At 61.3% G+C, this 16,119-nt stretch carries 17 protein-coding genes; 10 read left to right on the plus strand and 7 right to left on the minus strand.

Features of this window, described 5'->3' with window-relative positions:
• The first annotated feature begins 26 nt into the window (after positions 1-26).
• From BM399_RS14110 to BM399_RS14135, 6 genes are all read left to right on the plus strand, one after another.
• Positions 27-350 carry a hypothetical protein gene (locus tag BM399_RS14110; protein WP_177228169.1) on the plus strand — a complete coding sequence of 108 codons (324 nt, stop codon included), beginning with the start codon at positions 27-29 and terminating at the stop codon, positions 348-350.
• 245 nt (positions 351-595) lie between these two features.
• Positions 596-1,009, plus strand: coding sequence for an AtpZ/AtpI family protein (locus BM399_RS14115; RefSeq protein WP_092868414.1), 414 nt, complete (start codon positions 596-598; stop codon positions 1,007-1,009).
• 50 nt (positions 1,010-1,059) lie between these two features.
• Positions 1,060-1,776 carry a F0F1 ATP synthase subunit A gene (locus tag BM399_RS14120; protein WP_177228205.1) on the plus strand — a complete coding sequence of 239 codons (717 nt, stop codon included), beginning with the start codon at positions 1,060-1,062 and terminating at the stop codon, positions 1,774-1,776.
• A gap of 62 nt (positions 1,777-1,838) precedes the next feature.
• Positions 1,839-2,063 carry a F0F1 ATP synthase subunit C gene (locus tag BM399_RS14125; RefSeq protein WP_045835060.1) on the plus strand — a complete coding sequence of 75 codons (225 nt, stop codon included), beginning with the start codon at positions 1,839-1,841 and terminating at the stop codon, positions 2,061-2,063.
• Between the two features lie 45 nt (positions 2,064-2,108).
• Positions 2,109-2,687 (plus strand): F0F1 ATP synthase subunit B family protein, encoded by a 579-nt coding sequence (locus BM399_RS14130; protein ID WP_092868416.1) that lies wholly within the window; start codon positions 2,109-2,111, stop codon positions 2,685-2,687.
• 11 nt (positions 2,688-2,698) lie between these two features.
• The gene (locus tag BM399_RS14135) at positions 2,699-3,190 is read left to right on the plus strand and encodes a F0F1 ATP synthase subunit B family protein (protein WP_092868417.1); all 492 of its coding nucleotides are present in this window, start codon (positions 2,699-2,701) and stop codon (positions 3,188-3,190) included.
• Positions 3,191-3,325: 135 nt separating this feature from the next.
• Here the strand turns inward: BM399_RS14135 and BM399_RS14140 are convergent, their stop codons facing one another.
• Complete coding sequence (locus BM399_RS14140; RefSeq protein ID WP_244531261.1) at positions 3,326-3,895, minus strand: hypothetical protein; 570 nt, start codon at positions 3,893-3,895, stop codon at positions 3,326-3,328.
• Positions 3,896-4,151: 256 nt separating this feature from the next.
• Here BM399_RS14140 and ispH point away from each other — a divergent pair, with 256 nt between their 5' ends.
• Genes ispH through rnhA form a run of 3 tightly spaced genes read left to right on the plus strand, consistent with a single transcriptional unit; the run spans position 4,152 to position 6,631 of the window.
• Positions 4,152-5,156 carry a 4-hydroxy-3-methylbut-2-enyl diphosphate reductase gene (ispH, locus tag BM399_RS14145; RefSeq protein ID WP_092868418.1) on the plus strand — a complete coding sequence of 335 codons (1,005 nt, stop codon included), beginning with the start codon at positions 4,152-4,154 and terminating at the stop codon, positions 5,154-5,156.
• A gap of 21 nt (positions 5,157-5,177) precedes the next feature.
• A complete protein-coding gene (locus BM399_RS14150) occupies positions 5,178-6,149 on the plus strand; it encodes a homoserine kinase (RefSeq protein WP_092868419.1) in 972 nt (323 codons plus the stop codon).
• Positions 6,146-6,631 (plus strand): ribonuclease HI, encoded by a 486-nt coding sequence (gene rnhA, locus BM399_RS14155; protein WP_092868420.1) that lies wholly within the window; start codon positions 6,146-6,148, stop codon positions 6,629-6,631. The genes BM399_RS14150 and rnhA overlap by 4 nt, the downstream gene beginning before the upstream one ends.
• Here the strand turns inward: rnhA and BM399_RS14160 are convergent.
• Both BM399_RS14160 and BM399_RS14165 read right to left on the minus strand, forming a co-directional pair.
• Positions 6,623-7,120 (minus strand): peroxiredoxin, encoded by a 498-nt coding sequence (locus BM399_RS14160; RefSeq protein WP_092868421.1) that lies wholly within the window; start codon positions 7,118-7,120, stop codon positions 6,623-6,625. The genes rnhA and BM399_RS14160 overlap by 9 nt on opposite strands.
• A 79-nt stretch (positions 7,121-7,199) precedes the next feature.
• Positions 7,200-8,027: a protein-disulfide reductase DsbD domain-containing protein gene (locus tag BM399_RS14165; protein ID WP_092869109.1), complete on the minus strand. Its 828-nt coding sequence runs from the start codon at positions 8,025-8,027 to the stop codon at positions 7,200-7,202.
• Positions 8,028-8,200: 173 nt separating this feature from the next.
• Here BM399_RS14165 and BM399_RS14170 point away from each other — a divergent pair, with 173 nt between their 5' ends.
• A complete protein-coding gene (locus BM399_RS14170) occupies positions 8,201-8,818 on the plus strand; it encodes a YqgE/AlgH family protein (protein WP_092868422.1) in 618 nt (205 codons plus the stop codon).
• A gap of 37 nt (positions 8,819-8,855) precedes the next feature.
• Here the strand turns inward: BM399_RS14170 and BM399_RS14175 are convergent, their stop codons facing one another.
• Genes BM399_RS14175 through thrC form a run of 4 tightly spaced genes read right to left on the minus strand, consistent with a single transcriptional unit; the run spans position 8,856 to position 16,038 of the window.
• Positions 8,856-12,710 carry an EAL domain-containing protein gene (locus tag BM399_RS14175; protein ID WP_244531262.1) on the minus strand — a complete coding sequence of 1,285 codons (3,855 nt, stop codon included), beginning with the start codon at positions 12,708-12,710 and terminating at the stop codon, positions 8,856-8,858.
• A gap of 14 nt (positions 12,711-12,724) precedes the next feature.
• Positions 12,725-13,333, minus strand: coding sequence for a GNAT family N-acetyltransferase (locus tag BM399_RS14180; protein ID WP_092868424.1), 609 nt, complete (start codon positions 13,331-13,333; stop codon positions 12,725-12,727).
• Between the two features lie 6 nt (positions 13,334-13,339).
• Entirely contained in the window at positions 13,340-14,641 is a 1,302-nt protein-coding gene (locus BM399_RS14185; RefSeq protein WP_092868425.1) for a M16 family metallopeptidase, read from the minus strand.
• Positions 14,642-14,643: 2 nt separating this feature from the next.
• On the minus strand, positions 14,644-16,038 hold the full coding sequence (gene thrC / locus BM399_RS14190; protein ID WP_092868426.1) for a threonine synthase: 1,395 nt from the start codon (positions 16,036-16,038) through the stop codon (positions 14,644-14,646).
• Positions 16,039-16,119: the final 81 nt, after the last annotated feature.

Here is a 16,119-nt window from a genome sequence, read left to right on the forward strand (position 1 = left end):
TTTCATCGAGAAAAGGAGACCGCCCAATGCAATCACCAATCGATCCTCGGTCGCGACGCGACTCGATCGACCCGACGGAAGCACGGCAGGCGTCGCCCAGGAAAACGAACTTTCGGGTTCTGTTGGCGTCAATGGCGCTTGCGGTCGTGGTCGGTGCCGTGTTGGTCGCAGGGTTCTGGCAGACGACACCCCAGGGGATGGACACTTCGTCCGGCGGCAAGCTTAGTGAGCCGAGCGCTACGTCGCAGACGGCGCCAGCAGGGCCGTCGGCAGCACCTTCATCCGAGCCCTCAGGGGCGGCCTCCCCGCAAGCCAATCCACGGGCTGAGCAGGCCCCATCCAATCCGTAAAGCGAACCCGAAAAGCAGCGAGCCGAGTTGCTGCTTCGAGTTGATGAGCCTTTCCCATCGCGGGAAGGCTTTTTCATTTTGCAGCGCACGCAATATGGCATGGCAGGCCTGCGCGGTTTAGCCATACCCTGAGGCGAAGCTCATATTGCCCAATTCCTTGACACCCCTAGACCCCAAATCTATGGTCCGCGCCGTCGATCTCCCCTGAGAGGCCGTATTTACTCGTGTTCCGGAAGGATTGAACCATGTCAGCCGATGGCAAGGGTCAGCGTCCGGAACCTGGTGAAATTAGCCCGGAAGACCGCGAAGCCATTCGCAAGCGGTCGGCGGAAATTGGCCAAAAGCTCGATGCGCTTCAATCGAAAAAAGCGCAGCGGTCTCAGGCCGGTCGGTCGGCAACGGGCGGATCTCAGTCCGCCTATGGAGCAGCCTTCAAGTTTGCTGCTGAGCTTCTCGTCGGTGTTGTTGTCGGCGGCGGGCTCGGATGGGCACTCGACAGGCAGTTCGGCACGGCGCCGTGGCTGATGGTCCTGCTGGTGATCATGGGCTTTGCGGCAGGTCTTCTGAATGTTGTCCGCGCCGCTCAACAGGCGCAGGCAAAAAACGAGCCGCTACAAAGAGCGGCACCGTCCGTCAAAGATGACGATGACGGGGAATGAGACACTAGGGGGTTATCTTGGCCGCTGAAGGTGCCGGACATCACAGTCCGATGGAACAATTCGAGATCCGGAAGCTATGGGATCTCAATTTTCTAGGTCATGACATCTCGTTCACGAACTCATCGCTGATGATGATCGTGGCGCTCGTTCTCATTTCCGGCTTCATGATTTATGCGATGAGCGCCCGTTCGCTCGTCCCCACGCGCATCCAATCGCTCGCCGAGATCGTTTACGAATACGTCGCCGGAATGGTCAAAGAGAACCTCGGCGAAGAGGGAATGAAGTTCTTCCCGTGGGTATTCACGATCTTCATCTTCATTCTCGTGCTGAACGTCATCGGCCTCATCCCCGGTAACTTCACCGTCACCAGCCACATCATCGTGACCTTCGCGCTTGCCGCAATGGTTTGGCTCACTGCGACGTTCATCGGCTTCTGGAAGCATGGCTTCGGCTATCTGAAGCTGTTCGTGCCCTCGGGCGTGCCGTTCTGGCTGATGCCTGTCATCGTGCCGATCGAGCTCATCTCCTATTTCATCCGTCCGATCAGCCACTCGGTGCGTCTCTTCGCCAACATGATGGCGGGCCACACGATGCTCAAAGTCTTCGCGGGCTTTGCAGTGATGCTTCCCTGGTGGGGCAAGATCGCGCCGGCGGGCTTCATGGTTGCCTTTACGGGCCTCGAGCTTCTCGTGGCGTTCCTTCAGGCGCTCATCTTCACCGTTCTCACCTGCATCTATCTCAACGATGCAGTGAACATGCACCACTGATCAGGTCCTGTTACGGGATCTCGAAATTCCAACGCAAAAAGCGAAGCAAAGGGAGACTTTGAATGGAACTCGCAGCAGCAAAGATGATCGGTGCAGGCCTCGCCTGCTCGGCTCTGATCGGCGCCGGCGTCGGCATCGGCAACATCTTCGGCAACTATCTCTCGGGCGCGATGCGCAACCCGTCGGCAGCACCCGGCCAGTTCACGAACCTGCTGATCGGCTTCGCTCTTGCTGAAGCAACGGGCCTTTTCGGTCTTCTGATCGCGCTCATCATTCTTTACGGTTGAGACTGGGCCGAAGACTAGAATTCGCCCAAGCAACCGGAGGCTACAATGTTTGCCGGCACGACCATGCTGCTAGCGGCCGCCGCTGAGGCGGCCGAGAAAGTCGCCGAATCGGGTGCGTTGCCACCCGAGTCCGTCGGCTTGCCGCAGCTCAATACGCATCACTTTGCGCCCCAGCTCTTCTGGCTGGTGCTGACGTTCGTGACGTTGCTCTTCGTCATGTGGAAGATTGCGCTGCCGCGCGTCGCCGACGTTCTGGAAGAACGTCGCGACCGTATCAAACGCGATCTTGACGCCGCGTCACGGCTCAAGGGTGACACCGACAAAGCTCTTGCCGATTACGAAAAGGCACTTGCCGACGCTCGTTCCAATGCCTCCGGCATTGCCAAGGACACGCGCGAAAAGCTTGCCGCCGAAACGGAAACGGAGCGTCATCGGGTCGACGATCAGATCGCTGCGAAGCTTCGTGAAGCCGATAAGCGTATCGCCGCGACGAAGTCCAAGGCGACGTCGGCGATCGGCGATATCGCAACGGACACGGCGAGAGCCGTCGTCGAGAAGCTCATCGGGCAGAACGTTTCGTCTGATGACGTGAAGAAGGTGCTCCGCCCTGTGGCGGGCGAGTGAGGATTTAGAAGATGTTTGATCCACACGATCCGCTTTTCTGGGTCGCACTCTCCTTCGTCGTATTCGTGGGCCTCGTGCTTTATTACGGCGTGCCGGCCATCGTTACGAAGGCGCTCGACGATCGTGCTGACGCGATCCGCAAGGAACTCGACGAGGCACGGAAGCTGCGCGAGGAGGCTCAGGCTCTTCTTTCGGACTACCAGCGGAAGGCTCGGGAAGCCGAGAACGAAGCGAAGTCCATCATCGAGCAGGCTAAGATCGAGGCTGAGGCGCTTGCGACCGACTCACGAAAGGCGCTCGTAGAGAGCCTCGAGAGGCGTTCGAAGATCGCCGAGGATAAGATTGCTCGTGCTGAAGCTCAGGCATTGAGCGAAGTCCGCTCGACGGCAATTGATACGGCGATTGCGGCTGCGCACGAAATCCTGAAGACGCGCGCGTCCGGCTCTACCGGCGAAGCGCTCGTGTCCAGCTCGATCAGCGACCTCAAGGGCAAGCTCAACTAAGCCGAGCTTCCCATCATCTGAAATCAAAAAGGCCAAGCTCACGCTTGGCCTTTTTTGTTATGCGGTGAATGAAGTGGCTCTGAGCGTCGCCATGGTTCTGGCCTCGGCCGGACGGGGCTTCAGCCAGAACTTGCTTCAGCCTGAGCTTGGGGCGTGGCTGTCGAAGCCGACGATGAGCTCATATTCTCCGGGCCGCGCTCCTTCCGCGATCGGGAAGGTCACGGTTCGCACAGTCGAGAAATAGCTGATCGGCTTGTCGAGACCGACGTTGACGTCGACCTTCACGCTGTCGCTCGCGACTTTGGTGCGCTTGGAATCGTTGACGGCGACCGTGATCGGCAACGTGACGTTGCCGGGTTGTCCCTTCGGGCCGAGAAGGAGGCGGCCGGAGAAACCGTATTTCACAGTCACGCGTCCAGGCTCGATCTGGCATTCACGGGCGGTCTTCGTGATTTCGCCGCGTTGCGCGACGGCGAGCGCATCGCCCACGTGGCCGGCTTGATAGAAGGTGATGTAGTTGTCATGCGGCGCGATAATGAGCCGCGGGCAGCCGGCGTCGACCGCGCCCACAAAGGTGCTGCCCGTCGTCGGGTCGCTAGATTTGGCGGCGTCGAGCAACTTATCCTCAGACACCGATGAAATCTGTGGATTTTCAGACGAGCCGCCGAACATGCCGCCGCCGAGGCCTGACGTCAAAGACGACATCCCGCACCCGCCCAGCGCCGCGAGCGTAACCGCAAGCGAAGCGGTCGCGCACATCCGGGCCGGCGCAAGCAAACGGCGCGCCGCCGTCACATCCTTGCTATAAGGATGCCGATAACCCGAATTGAGCAACGTTGACCCCCAAGGTTCAAAGTGTCGGCCCCTTGTATTGTCCGAAAAGCACCGTAGCATCCGATACCTGCGGCCCCCAAATGCATTTTCATGCCTGCCGAACGAGTATAAAGGACGTCTTTCTTCCATGTCGGGCCTTAACCAAACCGAAGCGACCGTGCAAAAGCCGCCTCTCAAGATCCTACTCGCTGCCCCGCGCGGTTTCTGCGCCGGTGTCGATCGCGCGATTCAAATCGTAGAACAGGCTTTGACGAAATTCGGCGCCCCCGTCTACGTTCGTCATGAAATCGTGCACAACCGTTATGTTGTTGATTCCCTGAGAGCTAAAGGCGCCGTTTTTGTGAAGGAGCTGGATGAGATTCCAGATACCTCGCAGCCCGTGATCTTTTCAGCACATGGCGTGAGCAAGGCGATCCCCGAAGCGGCGCGCGGCCGGAACATGTTCGTCGTCGACGCGACCTGTCCGCTCGTCTCGAAAGTCCATATGGAAACGGCTCGTCACCACGAGCAAGGCCGCGAGATTCTGCTGGTCGGCCATCGTGGCCATCCGGAAGTCGTCGGCACGCTCGGGCAGCTTCCCGAGGGCGCGATCACGCTGGTCGAATCCGTCGAGGACGTGCGCGCCTTCAAACCCAAAGACGCTTCTAACCTCGCCTATGTCACGCAGACGACGCTCTCGCTCGACGATACCGCCGAGATCGTCGCCGTGTTGAAGGAGCGTTTTCCCGGCATTGGCGGCCCGGTCAAAGAGGACATCTGCTACGCGACGACCAACCGGCAAAACGCAGTCAAAGCCTTGGCCCCGCAGATCGACGGTCTGATAGTCGTCGGCGGTCCGAAAAGCTCGAATTCGCTTCGCCTCGTCGAGGTCGCGGCGCGTGCGGGCTGCAAGTTTTCCTTCCTCGTCGAACGCGCGGCGGACATTCCGTGGGAGAAGCTCGACGGCGCGCAGACGGTCGGCATCACGGCCGGAGCTTCGGCACCTGAGATTATCGTCGAAGAAGTGGTCGAAGCCTTCCGCAGCCGCTATGATATCACCATCGACGTCGTCACGACGCTCGAGGAGCGCGTGATCTTCAATGTGCCGCGGGAAGTCCGAGTCGCGCGCGCTCCCATCGAGCAGCAGCACTAGCTCCATTCAGCGCGCGGGAACATGGCCGTCTATACCGAAGTCAGCGACGACGAACTTGCGCGTTTTATCGATGGATATGCGCTCGGCAGGCTACTCTCATTCAAGGGTATCGCCGAAGGCGTCGAGAACACCAACTATCTGGTGCACACGACAGACGGCACCTTCATTCTGACGCTCTATGAAAAGCGCGTCGATCCTGCCGACTTGCCGTTCTTCCTCGGATTGATGGAACATCTTTCGGCGGCCGGCGTGACGTGTCCGCTGCCGGTACGCGACAAGAGCGGCCGCGTTCTCAACGAGCTTGCGGGGCGGCAGGCAGCGCTCATTACGTTCCTTGAAGGCGTTTGGCCGAAGCGGCCCAAGGTTGTGCATGCCCTGGAGCTTGGGAAGGCGCTCGCCCGAATGCATATCGCGGGCGAAGGCTTTCCGTTGAAGCGAGCCAATGCGTTGGGTCTCGCCGGCTGGCGGCCGCTGTTCGACAAGTTTTCATCTCGAACGGAAGAAATCTGCGACGGCCTTCACGATCTGATCGCGGACGAGCTTCGTTATCTCGAGCGCTCGTGGCCGAAGGATTTGCCGCAGGGGGTCATCCACGCGGATCTCTTTCCCGATAACGTCTTCTTCGTCGAGGACGGGCTTTCAGGCATCATCGACTTCTACTTCGCGTGCAACGATGCCTTCGCCTACGACATTGCCGTGTGCCTCAATGCCTGGTGCTTCGACGCAAAATCGCAATACGAGCCGCAGAAGGGAGCGGCGCTTCTCGCCGGTTACAATAGCGTTCGCCCCTTGACCGATGCCGAGCGCGCGGCAATGCCGGTTCTTGCCCGCGGAGCGGCGATGCGCTTTCTGCTGACGCGCAGCTACGACTGGCTCAACACGCCGAAGGATGCGCTGGTCGCTCGCAAAGATCCCGCCGACTATGTTCGGCGGCTCAAATTTCACCAATCCGTCGGCAGTATCGCCGACTACACGGCACAGCTCACTTCATGACCGACGAACGACCGAAAGTTCAGATCTATAGCGACGGGGCCTGTTCCGGAAATCCCGGGCCCGGCGGCTGGGGCGCCATCCTGATTTCGGGCGAGCACCGCAAGGAAATCAACGGCGGCGAGAAGCTGACGACGAACAACCGCATGGAGCTGAAGGCGGCAATCTCAGCTCTCGAAGCGCTGAAGAAGAAGAGCGAGGTCGATCTCTGGACGGACAGCGTCTACGTCCGTAACGGCATCATGTCGTGGATTCACGGCTGGAAGAAAAACGGCTGGCGAACTGCCGACAAGAAGCCGGTTAAAAACGCCGAACTCTGGCAAGAGCTCGACGCGCTTCGCAACAAGCATCACGTGACGTGGCATTGGCTGAAGGGCCATGCCGGTCATCCGGAAAACGAGCGCGCCGATGAACTGGCGCGCATCGCGATGGCGCCGTTCAAGTCCGGCGGCCGCGCAAGTCTGCCTGCCGGCAATTTAAAGTGAGCGGTCGATCATCGAACAGAGTGTCGCCGCGCTCGACTTCTCCGCGATGGGCGGGCTGTCCTCGACGTTCAAGACTTTGACAACTCCGTTATCGACCAGCATCGCGTAGCGCTTCGATCTCAACCCGAGGCCGAAGTTCGATAGATCGATCTCCAAGCCAACGGCCTTGGCGAAATCGCCGGAGCCGTCTGCCAGCATTTCAATCTTGCCGGTCGCGCCGGTATCCTTCGCCCAGTTCGTCAGAACGAAAATGTCGTTCACGGCCGTGCAGGCGATGGTGTCGATCCCTTTCGCCCTGAGTTCGTCGACGCGTTCGACGAAGCCCGGCATGTGGCTCTTGCTGCAGGTCGGCGTATAGGCGCCAGGAACGGCAAAGATCGCGACTTTCTTGCCGGAGAAGACATCGCTGATTGATTTGGGCTCAGGTCCGTTAGCTCCCATCACGGTGAACTTGCCGTCCGGCAGATGATCTCCGACTTTGATCGCCATATCGTCCCTCTGAGTTTGCGCGCCCCATGTCGCTCAGTCAGCTCATGGCAGGCGGTTTCTATGTAGCGACTGGAAACGGCTACTCAAGCGTAATCGTCGTCTCGGACTGGCCCTTGCCGTCGATCATCGTGACCTTCAGGGGCTTCCCTTTCAGATCCTTGATGTCGACGCCATCGGTCAGATCAACTTCGAATACGGCCTTGCCTGCATCGTCCTTTATCCGTTTCGGCAACGGCACATAAATGCCTCCCGGCCCTTCAACGAAAGCGTCGGCGGTTGGCGGAGCGGCCGTCTCGACGTCCAGCACGAGCTTCGGCTTTCCGGAGCTTTGATCGAGACGCCAGGCGGCCAGCGCCGGATCGATCCCAGGTCGCGGTTTCTCGCCCGGGACTTGGGTCAGGACCTTCGACAGTTCGTCGGACGTTCCAACGTCGGGAGGAATGACAAGTTGCAGCTCGGCTTCTGCAGGAATGCAGATGTCTTTGCAGACACCATATGAGACCTTGCCATGGAGCGTGACCGGCTTGCTCGCGTCTTTCGGCGTCACCAATACGGGAAAGAGCACGCCGCCGTTTTTGTAACCGACGACATCTCCCGCCTTGTCGTGCAGGCGATGCGGGGCCGGATAAAGCACGGTCGCCGAAGCAAGGTTGTCGGATCCCTGCCAGTCGAAATCCGGCGGTACGCCGCCTGCGTCACCGGGCGACTTCCAATATGTTTTCCAACCCTCCGGCATCGCCACGTCGACGCCCGCGTAGAGTCCGGGCTCTTGATCCCGCGTCGCGCGTCCGGCCACGAGCCGAGCCTTGTTGTTGAACCCCTCATGCCAATCGGAAGCGACGGAGCCCGGTTCGCTCCACGCCGCAACGGTGCTGAGAGCAAAAAACGCTATAGCCAATCTGATCACAACGTTTCGCCTTTCCATGATTGGTTTCACGATCGCGCCTTCAGAGGCGTTCCCGAGCCGAATAAGTTTTCTCTCGAATTATACGCTCGGGCGAAGCTTAGCGTTATAGAGGCGTATTTATTGCTCTCTTCGGCATCTTCACGTCGGCCTTCTATGGAGTTAGTCTCACCCATATGAAAGCAAGCCGACAGACGGGCCAGACAGGCGGGCCAGACATAAAGCTCGAAGGGCAGCTGCTCATCGCCATGCCGGCGATGACAGACCGGAGATTCCAGCGCTCGGTCATATACATGTGCGCGCATTCGCCGGAAGGGGCCATGGGCCTCATCATCAATCAACGCGCTAACCACATCACGGCGCCGGATCTCCTCGAACGGCTGGGCATTTCGTCCCGCAATCCCGATGACGAGATCACGAGCGAGGTACTGTCGCTTTCCATTCAAGTCGGAGGCCCGGTCGAAACGGGTCGCGGGTTCGTGCTGCATAGCTCCGACTATTTTTCAGAGGATTCGACGCTCGCGATCGAGCAGGGCGTTTGTTTGACGGCGACGATCGACATTTTAAAGGCCATTGCGCAAGGCCGCGGTCCCGCCCGGGCGCTGCTCGCGCTCGGCTACGCCGGCTGGTCGCCAGGGCAGCTCGAAATCGAGATGCAGGCCAACGGTTGGCTGCATTGCCCGGCCGATCCCGAGTTGATTTTCGACGAGGATCTCGAGAACAAATATTCCCGGGCGCTGGCGAAGATGGGAATTGATCTGTCGCACCTCGTCAGCGACGCCGGACACGCCTAGGGCTCCCTGCCTCCGTCTATCCCGTTGCCTTCTTAATTCAGGCTCCCGAGCTCACCTTGGGGGCTGCCTTCTGCTCGCTCGTCGTCGCGTCGGGCGAAGCCGGGCCGCCGCTTGTTCGTCCCGTCGGCAGAGGCGTACCGGCTAGTCTTGCCAGGCTGGCTGCGATCGAGGGCGGCAGCGTCGAGAAATCCGGCTGTGTCGACGGCTGAGACGGGAACCCGGCGCCATTGGACGGCAACGGCGGCGGGGCACTCGTCGGCGGTACAATGGTCGGCGTATCGCTTCTCAGCGAAGCCGGCACGATCGACGGAGCAGCCAGAGGCGAGGTCGGAAGCGGGGGCGTGGTCGCCGCCGGGGCCGGTGGCGGCGCGGCGCTGGCACGGGCCAAGGCGTTCGCGAGCGGAGAGACGATATTCGGCGGCGCTCTTTCGGGCGCCCGATCCTTCGGGGGCTGCATGATTGAAGGCAGCGGACTTCCGTTTTGCAGTGGATTGGGCTGCAGGCCTGCTGGCGGCGGCGGCGGCCCGAGATGAGGCGCGTCAGCTCCCTTGGCTGCAAGAGGCCGTGATTGTGACGGCGGCTGTTGCTTCGCATGTGCCGCTTGCGGGAACGGCGCCGGCATCGAGATCGGCGGAGCGGCAGGCGCGTCGTTCATCCGCTGGCGGTTATCCGAAGGCGCATTCGCTGCGCCGTTCGGTGCGCCGTTGTGTGCGCCGTTCATAGGCGTTGCGAGCGGGGCAGCGCCGTTCATGCGCGGCTTGGCGTTTACGGGTGCTGGTGATGGTGCCGGTGTGGCTTTCTGACGTTGCCGCACGACGGACCCTGACGGCAGGGCTGCTTGCTTTGCGGCCGCGGCAATTCGGGCCGGGTCGACCGTTTTCTCTTCCGGCGATGGTGTTTGCGCCGGAGACGGAAGCGCGCGTGCGGGCTTCTTCGCAATCTCCTTGCTCGGGCTTTTCGGCTTCGGCCGGAAGAAGCCGCGCGGCTGCAGCTTGCGCTCCGAACGCCGGACCATTTTCAAGAGCTGGGAAACGGCGCGGTCGGGGATCGGCTCTCCGAAATGATAGCCCTGCGCGTATTCGCAACCGATCGAGCGCAAGAAACCTGCTTCGTCGGCGCGTTCGACGCCTTCGGCTGCAATCGTCTTCGTGAGCTCGTGAGCCAGCGCGACCATCGAGCGGACAATCGCCGCGCCGTCGCCCGTGCCGCTGCCGCGGACAAGTTCGCCGTTGATCTTGATCGTGTCGAACGGGAAACGATGCAGATAAGCGAGCGAGGAAAAGCCGGTGCCGAAGTCGTCGAGTGTCAGCTCGACGCCCGAACCGCGCAACAGCTTCAGAACCTCTACTGCCTGCTCGGGATTATCCATGAGCAGGCTTTCCGAAATCTCAAGCCTCATCGTACCGACGGGCGCGATGTTGCGGCCGAGGACGTGACGGATTTCCTGCACCGACTCGGGCCGGAAAAGCTGGCGTCCCGAAACATTCACGGTCACGAACAGCGGACGCTCGGAGCGCGGCAGCTCCAATACCCAGCGGGCGACGTCCTTTGCCGCTCGCAGCAGAAGATGAGAATTGAGCTTGATGAGAAGCTCGGTGTCGTCGGTGTCGGAGATGACCGCGAGCGGGTTCACGAGACCGAGCTTCGGATGGTCCCAACGCAACTGGGCTTCAAAGCCCGCAAGCTCCTTGGTCGGAAGGTAGACGATCGGCTGATAGAGGACCTTCAGCTGGCCTTTTTCGATGGACCGGGCGAGATCCGCCTCAACCTCGGAATTGAGATCGCGGTCGCGGCGCATTCCGGGTTCGAAGATTTCGATACGATCGGTGCCGCCTTGCTTCGCGCGGTACATCGCGATCTGGGCGTCCCTCAGAAGATCGCCGTCGGCGCCCTGCGTGCCGTCCCAAAGGGCAATGCCCATCGATCCCGTCAGAATGATTTCCTGGTTCGCGAGCGGAATGGGAGCGCGCAGCGAACGGCGCACGCGTTCGGCAAGTGCCGGAAGATTGCGGGCTTCGCGCTCGCCGGTGAACAGCAAAGCGAATTGATCGCCGCCCACGCGTGCGACTGTGTCTTGCGGTCCAAGGTGACGCTGGAGACGACGGGCGACGGTCAGCAGCAGGCTGTCGCCGCGCACAAGGCCGAGAGATGCATTCACGGTCTTGAATTTGTCGATGTCGATATAGATCACCGCGGGCTTCACGGTGTTGTCGGTCTTGGCGCGGACCATGATCGTCTTGAGGCGATCGAGAAACAGCTCGCGGTTGGGCAAGCCAGTCAGGCTGCAATGGACCGCGTCGTGCAGCAGTCTCTCGTGGGCCCGCTTGGTATCGGACACATCTCGCAGAAGGCCGACGCAGCGCAGCGTCCGGCCATCGGAGTTCGGTACGCTCGCTGCCTCGAGTTCGAACCAGCGCCAGCTGTTGTCCGCGTGGCGTAGCCGGAAATCGCTCTTGATCCTTATCCCCGAGCGTTCCTGCGCCGACATCAACGTGACGCGGAAGCGTTCCTTGTCGGTCGGGTGGACGTGCTTCAGGAACTCGTCGACCTTGGTCGATAGCTCACCCGGCATCAACGAGAGCGCGACCTCGACCTCCGGTCCGACCTTGATCTCGTCGCGGCGGATGTTCCATTCCCAAACCGTCGATCCGGATGCCACGAGCGCCAGCGATCTTACTGTCAGTTCGTTTGGCGCCCCTGCGTAAGACGTATCGCCGGAGCGGAAGGCGAATTGCGTTACGGTGAAGCCCATCAAGATAACGACCAGGACGAGGCCGGCGACGAGGCTCGCGACTACGACATCGCCCGACATGCGGCCGCTGAGCGTCATTCCCGTCGCAAAGATCCAGACGAGAAAAAGCAGCCAGGTGGGCACGAGCGATAGCGCGCGATCCTGACCTTTCGCCGCCAGGAAAACGGTGAAGAGGCCGCCGACGCCTCCGATCGCAAGGAACGAAAGACGTGCAAACGTTGCCGCTAGACGAGGATCGATGACGGCGACGGCAATGAGCGTCAGCTGTGCCACCATCCAGACGCCGATCATCATACGGACGAGGCCGTGCCATAACGCGAGGCGCAGGAATGTCGTGAGGAAGATGACGAAGCTCGACGCCATCGCGGCTTCACCCGCCGCTCGATAGACGGCGTTATCCTCGGGCCGCAAGTTGAACAGCTTATGGAAGAAGCCGAAATCAACGCAGAGATACGTGAGTACCGTCCAGGCGACGAGAGCCGCCGCGGGGAAGATCAATTTATGGTTGGCTGCGAAAATCGCGGTCAGGAAGATCGCGAGCAGGCCGGTCAGGCCGAGCATCGCACCGTTGAACAGCTGACGGTCGCGGCTCTTGATTTCGTAATCGATCGGCTGCCAGAGGTACATGCGCGCGTAGCGCTCGCCGGCAAGCTCGGCGACGTAGGTGATTGTCTGACCCGGCTCGAGCGTGATGCGGAACACGTCCGCCTTGTCGCTCTTGATGCGCTCGGGCACGAAGCCGACCGAAGGCGTGACGCTTTCAATGCGGCGGGCATCCAGATCGGGCCAGACCGTTCCCGAGCCGACAATCGTGTAGCGGTCGGCTGTCAGCAGCCGTTCGAGGGATTTGTCGGTTTTGTTGGTGAGCGCGAACACCATCCAGTTCGGGCTGGTGCCCGGCACGGAGGCTCTCACCGTCATGCGGCCTGTGACGCCGTCGGCGCCCGGGGCGGTTTCGACCTGAAGGCTGTCGCCGCGGCCTTCGTAAGCTTCACCGAGCGTCGTGATCTCGAGGCGATCCTGATCGCCTTGCACGGGAATAGGGGTCAGGGCTTCGGCTCGTCCAGCGAGCGCCACGAGGCACAACGCCAGAACGCCCAGCACGGACAGCCAGGATTTGCCGTATCGCCCCCAGTCCATCCCCCCAGCTCCCATCAGCGCCCCCGCTCCGATCCGCTGGGAACCGGCCCAACGGCAAGACGCGCGTACAGCAAGTGATCTTCCCACCGGCCATTGATCTTGAGGTAGGCGCGCGCGAGCCCTTCGCGCTGGAAGCCGGCAAATTCGAGAACACGCATGGATGCATAATTCGTCAGCATGATCGCCGCTTCGATGCGATGCAGCCGCAGAACATTGAAGGCCATCGGCAGGATCATTCCGACGGCTTCGCGCATATGGCCACGGCCTGCGTAGTTCACGCCCATCCAGTAGCCGAGCGACGCCGTTTGCGCGGACCCGCGCCGGACGTTCGAGAGCGTTACGCCGCCGATCAAGGCGCCCGTCGCATTTTCAAAGATGAAATAGGGATACGAGATGTCGTTGTGCACGTCCTTCGCGTAGGCGCGCAGCCGGCGACGATACATGGCGCGTGAAAGATCGTCCTGCGCCCACGTCGGCTCCCAGGGCGTGAGGTGGGCTCGGCTTGCCGCCCGGAGCTCAGCCCATTCGGGGTAATCCGACGCCGCCGGCTGACGTAGCGTCAGCGCGGGGCCTTGTACGGTCTCGAAATCTTCATCAGGGCGGATGGAGCGAAGAAAAGCCACGCTGTCTCACCTCGTCCCGTCGGCGGCAGCCATCCGCGTTTCGCGCGGCGTGAACCTTCCCGCGATGCGCGAGGCTTGGCCGCTGGACTTTCGGCCCGAGCCGATAACCGCGACGGACGGCGCCTCTTCAGTCAAAGTTTGCGCGAACGTCTTGATGCGCTCGTGATCAACGGCATCGACTTCGCGGATCAACTCGGCAACGGGGATGAGGCGCCCCTGCGAAAGCAACTGGCGCGCCATCTGTTCGGCGTTGACGGCAGAACTCTCAAGGGCCATCAGCAAGCCTGCCTTGAGCTGCGCCTTGGAGCGCTGAAGCTCGGCATCCGTCGGGCCGGTCTCGGCGATCTCTGTCAGCTGTTGGACGACGACGTCGGCGAGTTCGCCGACCATCTCCGGTCCAGTCGCTGCGTGCACGGACAGCATTCCGGTATCCCTCAGTCCCCAAATCGACGAGTCGATCGAGTAGCAAAGGCCTCGATCCTCGCGAATCTCCTGAAACAACCGCGACGACATCCCACCGCCGAACAACCCCGAGAACACCTGCGCCGTGTAGAACGCCGGGTCCAGATACGAGGGCGACGGCAACCCGATCAAAACATGGCTCTGCTCGAACGGTTTACTCGACGCCGCGAAGCCGCCCCGGTATTGCGCCGCTGAGTCGAGCCCCCGTGTCCTCTGAGTGAGCCCGCCGAATAGGGCCTCAACGTGGCGGACGATGTCTTTGTGCTGGACGGCGCCGGCAGCAGAAACCACAATCGTGTCAGGGATATAGTGCTCATCCAGATAGGATCTGAGATCGGCCGCGGTAAAACGGCCGACGCTGGCCTTGGTGCCGAGTATGGGCCTGCCGATCGATTGGCCGGGAAATGCAACGCCCTGCATCAGGTCGAAGGCCATGTCGTCGGGGTTATCGTCGGACGCCGCAATCTCCTGCTGGATGACGATGCGCTCGCGGTCGAGGTCGTCGGTCGCGAATTTCGAATTGAGGAGAATATCGGCGATCAGGCCGAGCGCGACGGGCTCGTCGCCCTTCAGGACGCGCGCGAAATAGGCGGTGGTATCGAGGCCGGTCGATGCGTTGAGGTCGCCGCCGACGCTTTCGATCTCATCGGCGATCTGCCGCGCGGAGCGGGTTTTCGTGCCCTTGAACGCCATGTGCTCGAGGAAATGCGCGAGCCCATGCTGGTCTTCACGCTCGTGGCGCGCGCCGACCGCGACCCAGACGCCCAGCGAGACGGTTTCGAGAGAGGGCATCCGGTGCGTGACGATGCGCAGTCCGTTCGGCAGCGTGGTGAGGTCGGTCGCCATCCCTATACCCCCGACGCGACGCGGCTGTGGTGCAATACGAACTCTTGGATTGCACTCAAGCTGTTCGGCAAAACTTCGAACCGTTCGTCGTCGGTCATAAGGTGCTCAAACCCTTGAGGCAGTGCAGGTCTCTTGCCTGTGATCGCCTCGATGGCATCGGGGAATTTCGCGGGGTGGGCCGTCGCGAGAACAACCGTTTCGCCGGCAGGCGCTTTTTCGGCCGCGAAGAGGGCGCAAGCCGTGTGCGGGTCGACGACATAACCCGTTTTCGTTGCGGTCGTGCGAATGGTGGCCGCCACATCAGTTTCGGACGCCGCAACGGCCGCGAAATCGGCCTTGAGCGCCGGCCAGAGGGCGCCGAGTTCAAAGCGCCGATTGGCCGCCAGCGAGCCCATCATGCTGCGGACGAGAGCCGCATCGCGGCCTGAGGCCTCGAAGAGATAGCGTTCGAAGTTCGAAGAGACCTGAATGTCCATCGAAGGCGACGTCGTCGGAACGACGCCTTTCATCGCGTAAACGCCCGTTTCCACTGCGCGCGGAAGGATATCGTTTTCGTTCGACGCGATGATGAGCTTGTCGACGGGCAAGCCCATGCGCTTCGCCACATAACCCGCGAAGATATCGCCGAAATTTCCGGTCGGGACGGAGAAGGAAAGCGGGCCCTGCAGACCGGTCAAACGCGACGCTGCGTAGAAGTAGTACGTCACCTGCGCGACGATGCGCGCCCAGTTGATCGAGTTGACGCCGGACAGCTCGACCCGGTCGCGGAATGCGTGGTCGTTGAACATTCCTTTAACGAGCGCCTGGCAGTCGTCGAAGCTGCCTCGAACAGCGATGGCGTGAACGTTCTTTTCCTTCGGCGTCGTCATCATGCGCCGCTGCACATCGGAGACGCGGCCCTCGGGAAAGAGGATCACGACGTCGACGCGCGTTGAGGTCCTGAACGCCTCGATCGCGGCGCCGCCCGTGTCGCCGGACGTCGCGCCGACAATCGTCGCCCGCGCGTTGCGTTTGGTCAGCACGTGATCCATCAGCCGCGCCAGCAGCTGCATCGCGACGTCCTTGAACGCCAGCGTCGGACCATGAAAGAGTTCGAGGATCGTCTGTCCGGGCCGCAACGGGTGGATCGGCGTAACCTCGGCGCTGTTGAACGTCGCATAGGCTTCCTCAGCCATGCGGGCGAGATCAGCGCGCGTTATGTCGTCTCCCACGAACGGGTGAATGACGTCGACGGCGATTGCCGCGAACGACTTTTTCGGAAATGACGCGATCGTGGCGGGTGCGAGGGTGGGCCAGCTTTCGGGAACGTAGAGACCGCCGTCTCGCGCGAGACCAGCGAGGAGGATGTCCTCGAAACCAAGCTTTTCGACTTCCCCGCGCGTTGAGATGTATTTCAAATCTGCTCTCTTTGCCTAATTCTGCCGGGCGAGCCTAGTTGGATGGGCGAAAGCGAACAGCCGAGCCCTGGTTCGCGCCGA

Source organism: Hyphomicrobium facile, from assembly GCF_900116175.1.
In the GTDB taxonomy this organism is placed as follows: Bacteria; Pseudomonadota; Alphaproteobacteria; order Rhizobiales; family Hyphomicrobiaceae; genus Hyphomicrobium_B; species Hyphomicrobium_B facile.

Bases quoted from the DNA above. Each gene is read 5' to 3' on its own strand.
- BM399_RS14110 (WP_177228169.1), top strand. From the start codon at position 27: ATGCAATCACCAATCGATCCTCGGTCGCGACGCGACTCGATCGACCCG.
- BM399_RS14115 (WP_092868414.1), top strand. From the start codon at position 596: ATGTCAGCCGATGGCAAGGGTCAGCGTCCGGAACCTGGTGAAATTAGC.
- BM399_RS14120 (WP_177228205.1), top strand. From the start codon at position 1,060: ATGGAACAATTCGAGATCCGGAAGCTATGGGATCTCAATTTTCTAGGT.
- BM399_RS14125 (WP_045835060.1), top strand. From the start codon at position 1,839: ATGGAACTCGCAGCAGCAAAGATGATCGGTGCAGGCCTCGCCTGCTCG.
- BM399_RS14130 (WP_092868416.1), top strand. From the start codon at position 2,109: ATGTTTGCCGGCACGACCATGCTGCTAGCGGCCGCCGCTGAGGCGGCC.
- BM399_RS14135 (WP_092868417.1), top strand. From the start codon at position 2,699: ATGTTTGATCCACACGATCCGCTTTTCTGGGTCGCACTCTCCTTCGTC.
- BM399_RS14140 (WP_244531261.1), bottom strand. From the start codon at position 3,895: ATGTCGTCTTTGACGTCAGGCCTCGGCGGCGGCATGTTCGGCGGCTCG.
- ispH (WP_092868418.1), top strand. From the start codon at position 4,152: ATGTCGGGCCTTAACCAAACCGAAGCGACCGTGCAAAAGCCGCCTCTC.
- BM399_RS14150 (WP_092868419.1), top strand. From the start codon at position 5,178: ATGGCCGTCTATACCGAAGTCAGCGACGACGAACTTGCGCGTTTTATC.
- rnhA (WP_092868420.1), top strand. From the start codon at position 6,146: ATGACCGACGAACGACCGAAAGTTCAGATCTATAGCGACGGGGCCTGT.
- BM399_RS14160 (WP_092868421.1), bottom strand. From the start codon at position 7,120: ATGGCGATCAAAGTCGGAGATCATCTGCCGGACGGCAAGTTCACCGTG.
- BM399_RS14170 (WP_092868422.1), top strand. From the start codon at position 8,201: ATGAAAGCAAGCCGACAGACGGGCCAGACAGGCGGGCCAGACATAAAG.
- BM399_RS14175 (WP_244531262.1), bottom strand. From the start codon at position 12,710: ATGGACTGGGGGCGATACGGCAAATCCTGGCTGTCCGTGCTGGGCGTT.
- BM399_RS14185 (WP_092868425.1), bottom strand. From the start codon at position 14,641: ATGGCGACCGACCTCACCACGCTGCCGAACGGACTGCGCATCGTCACG.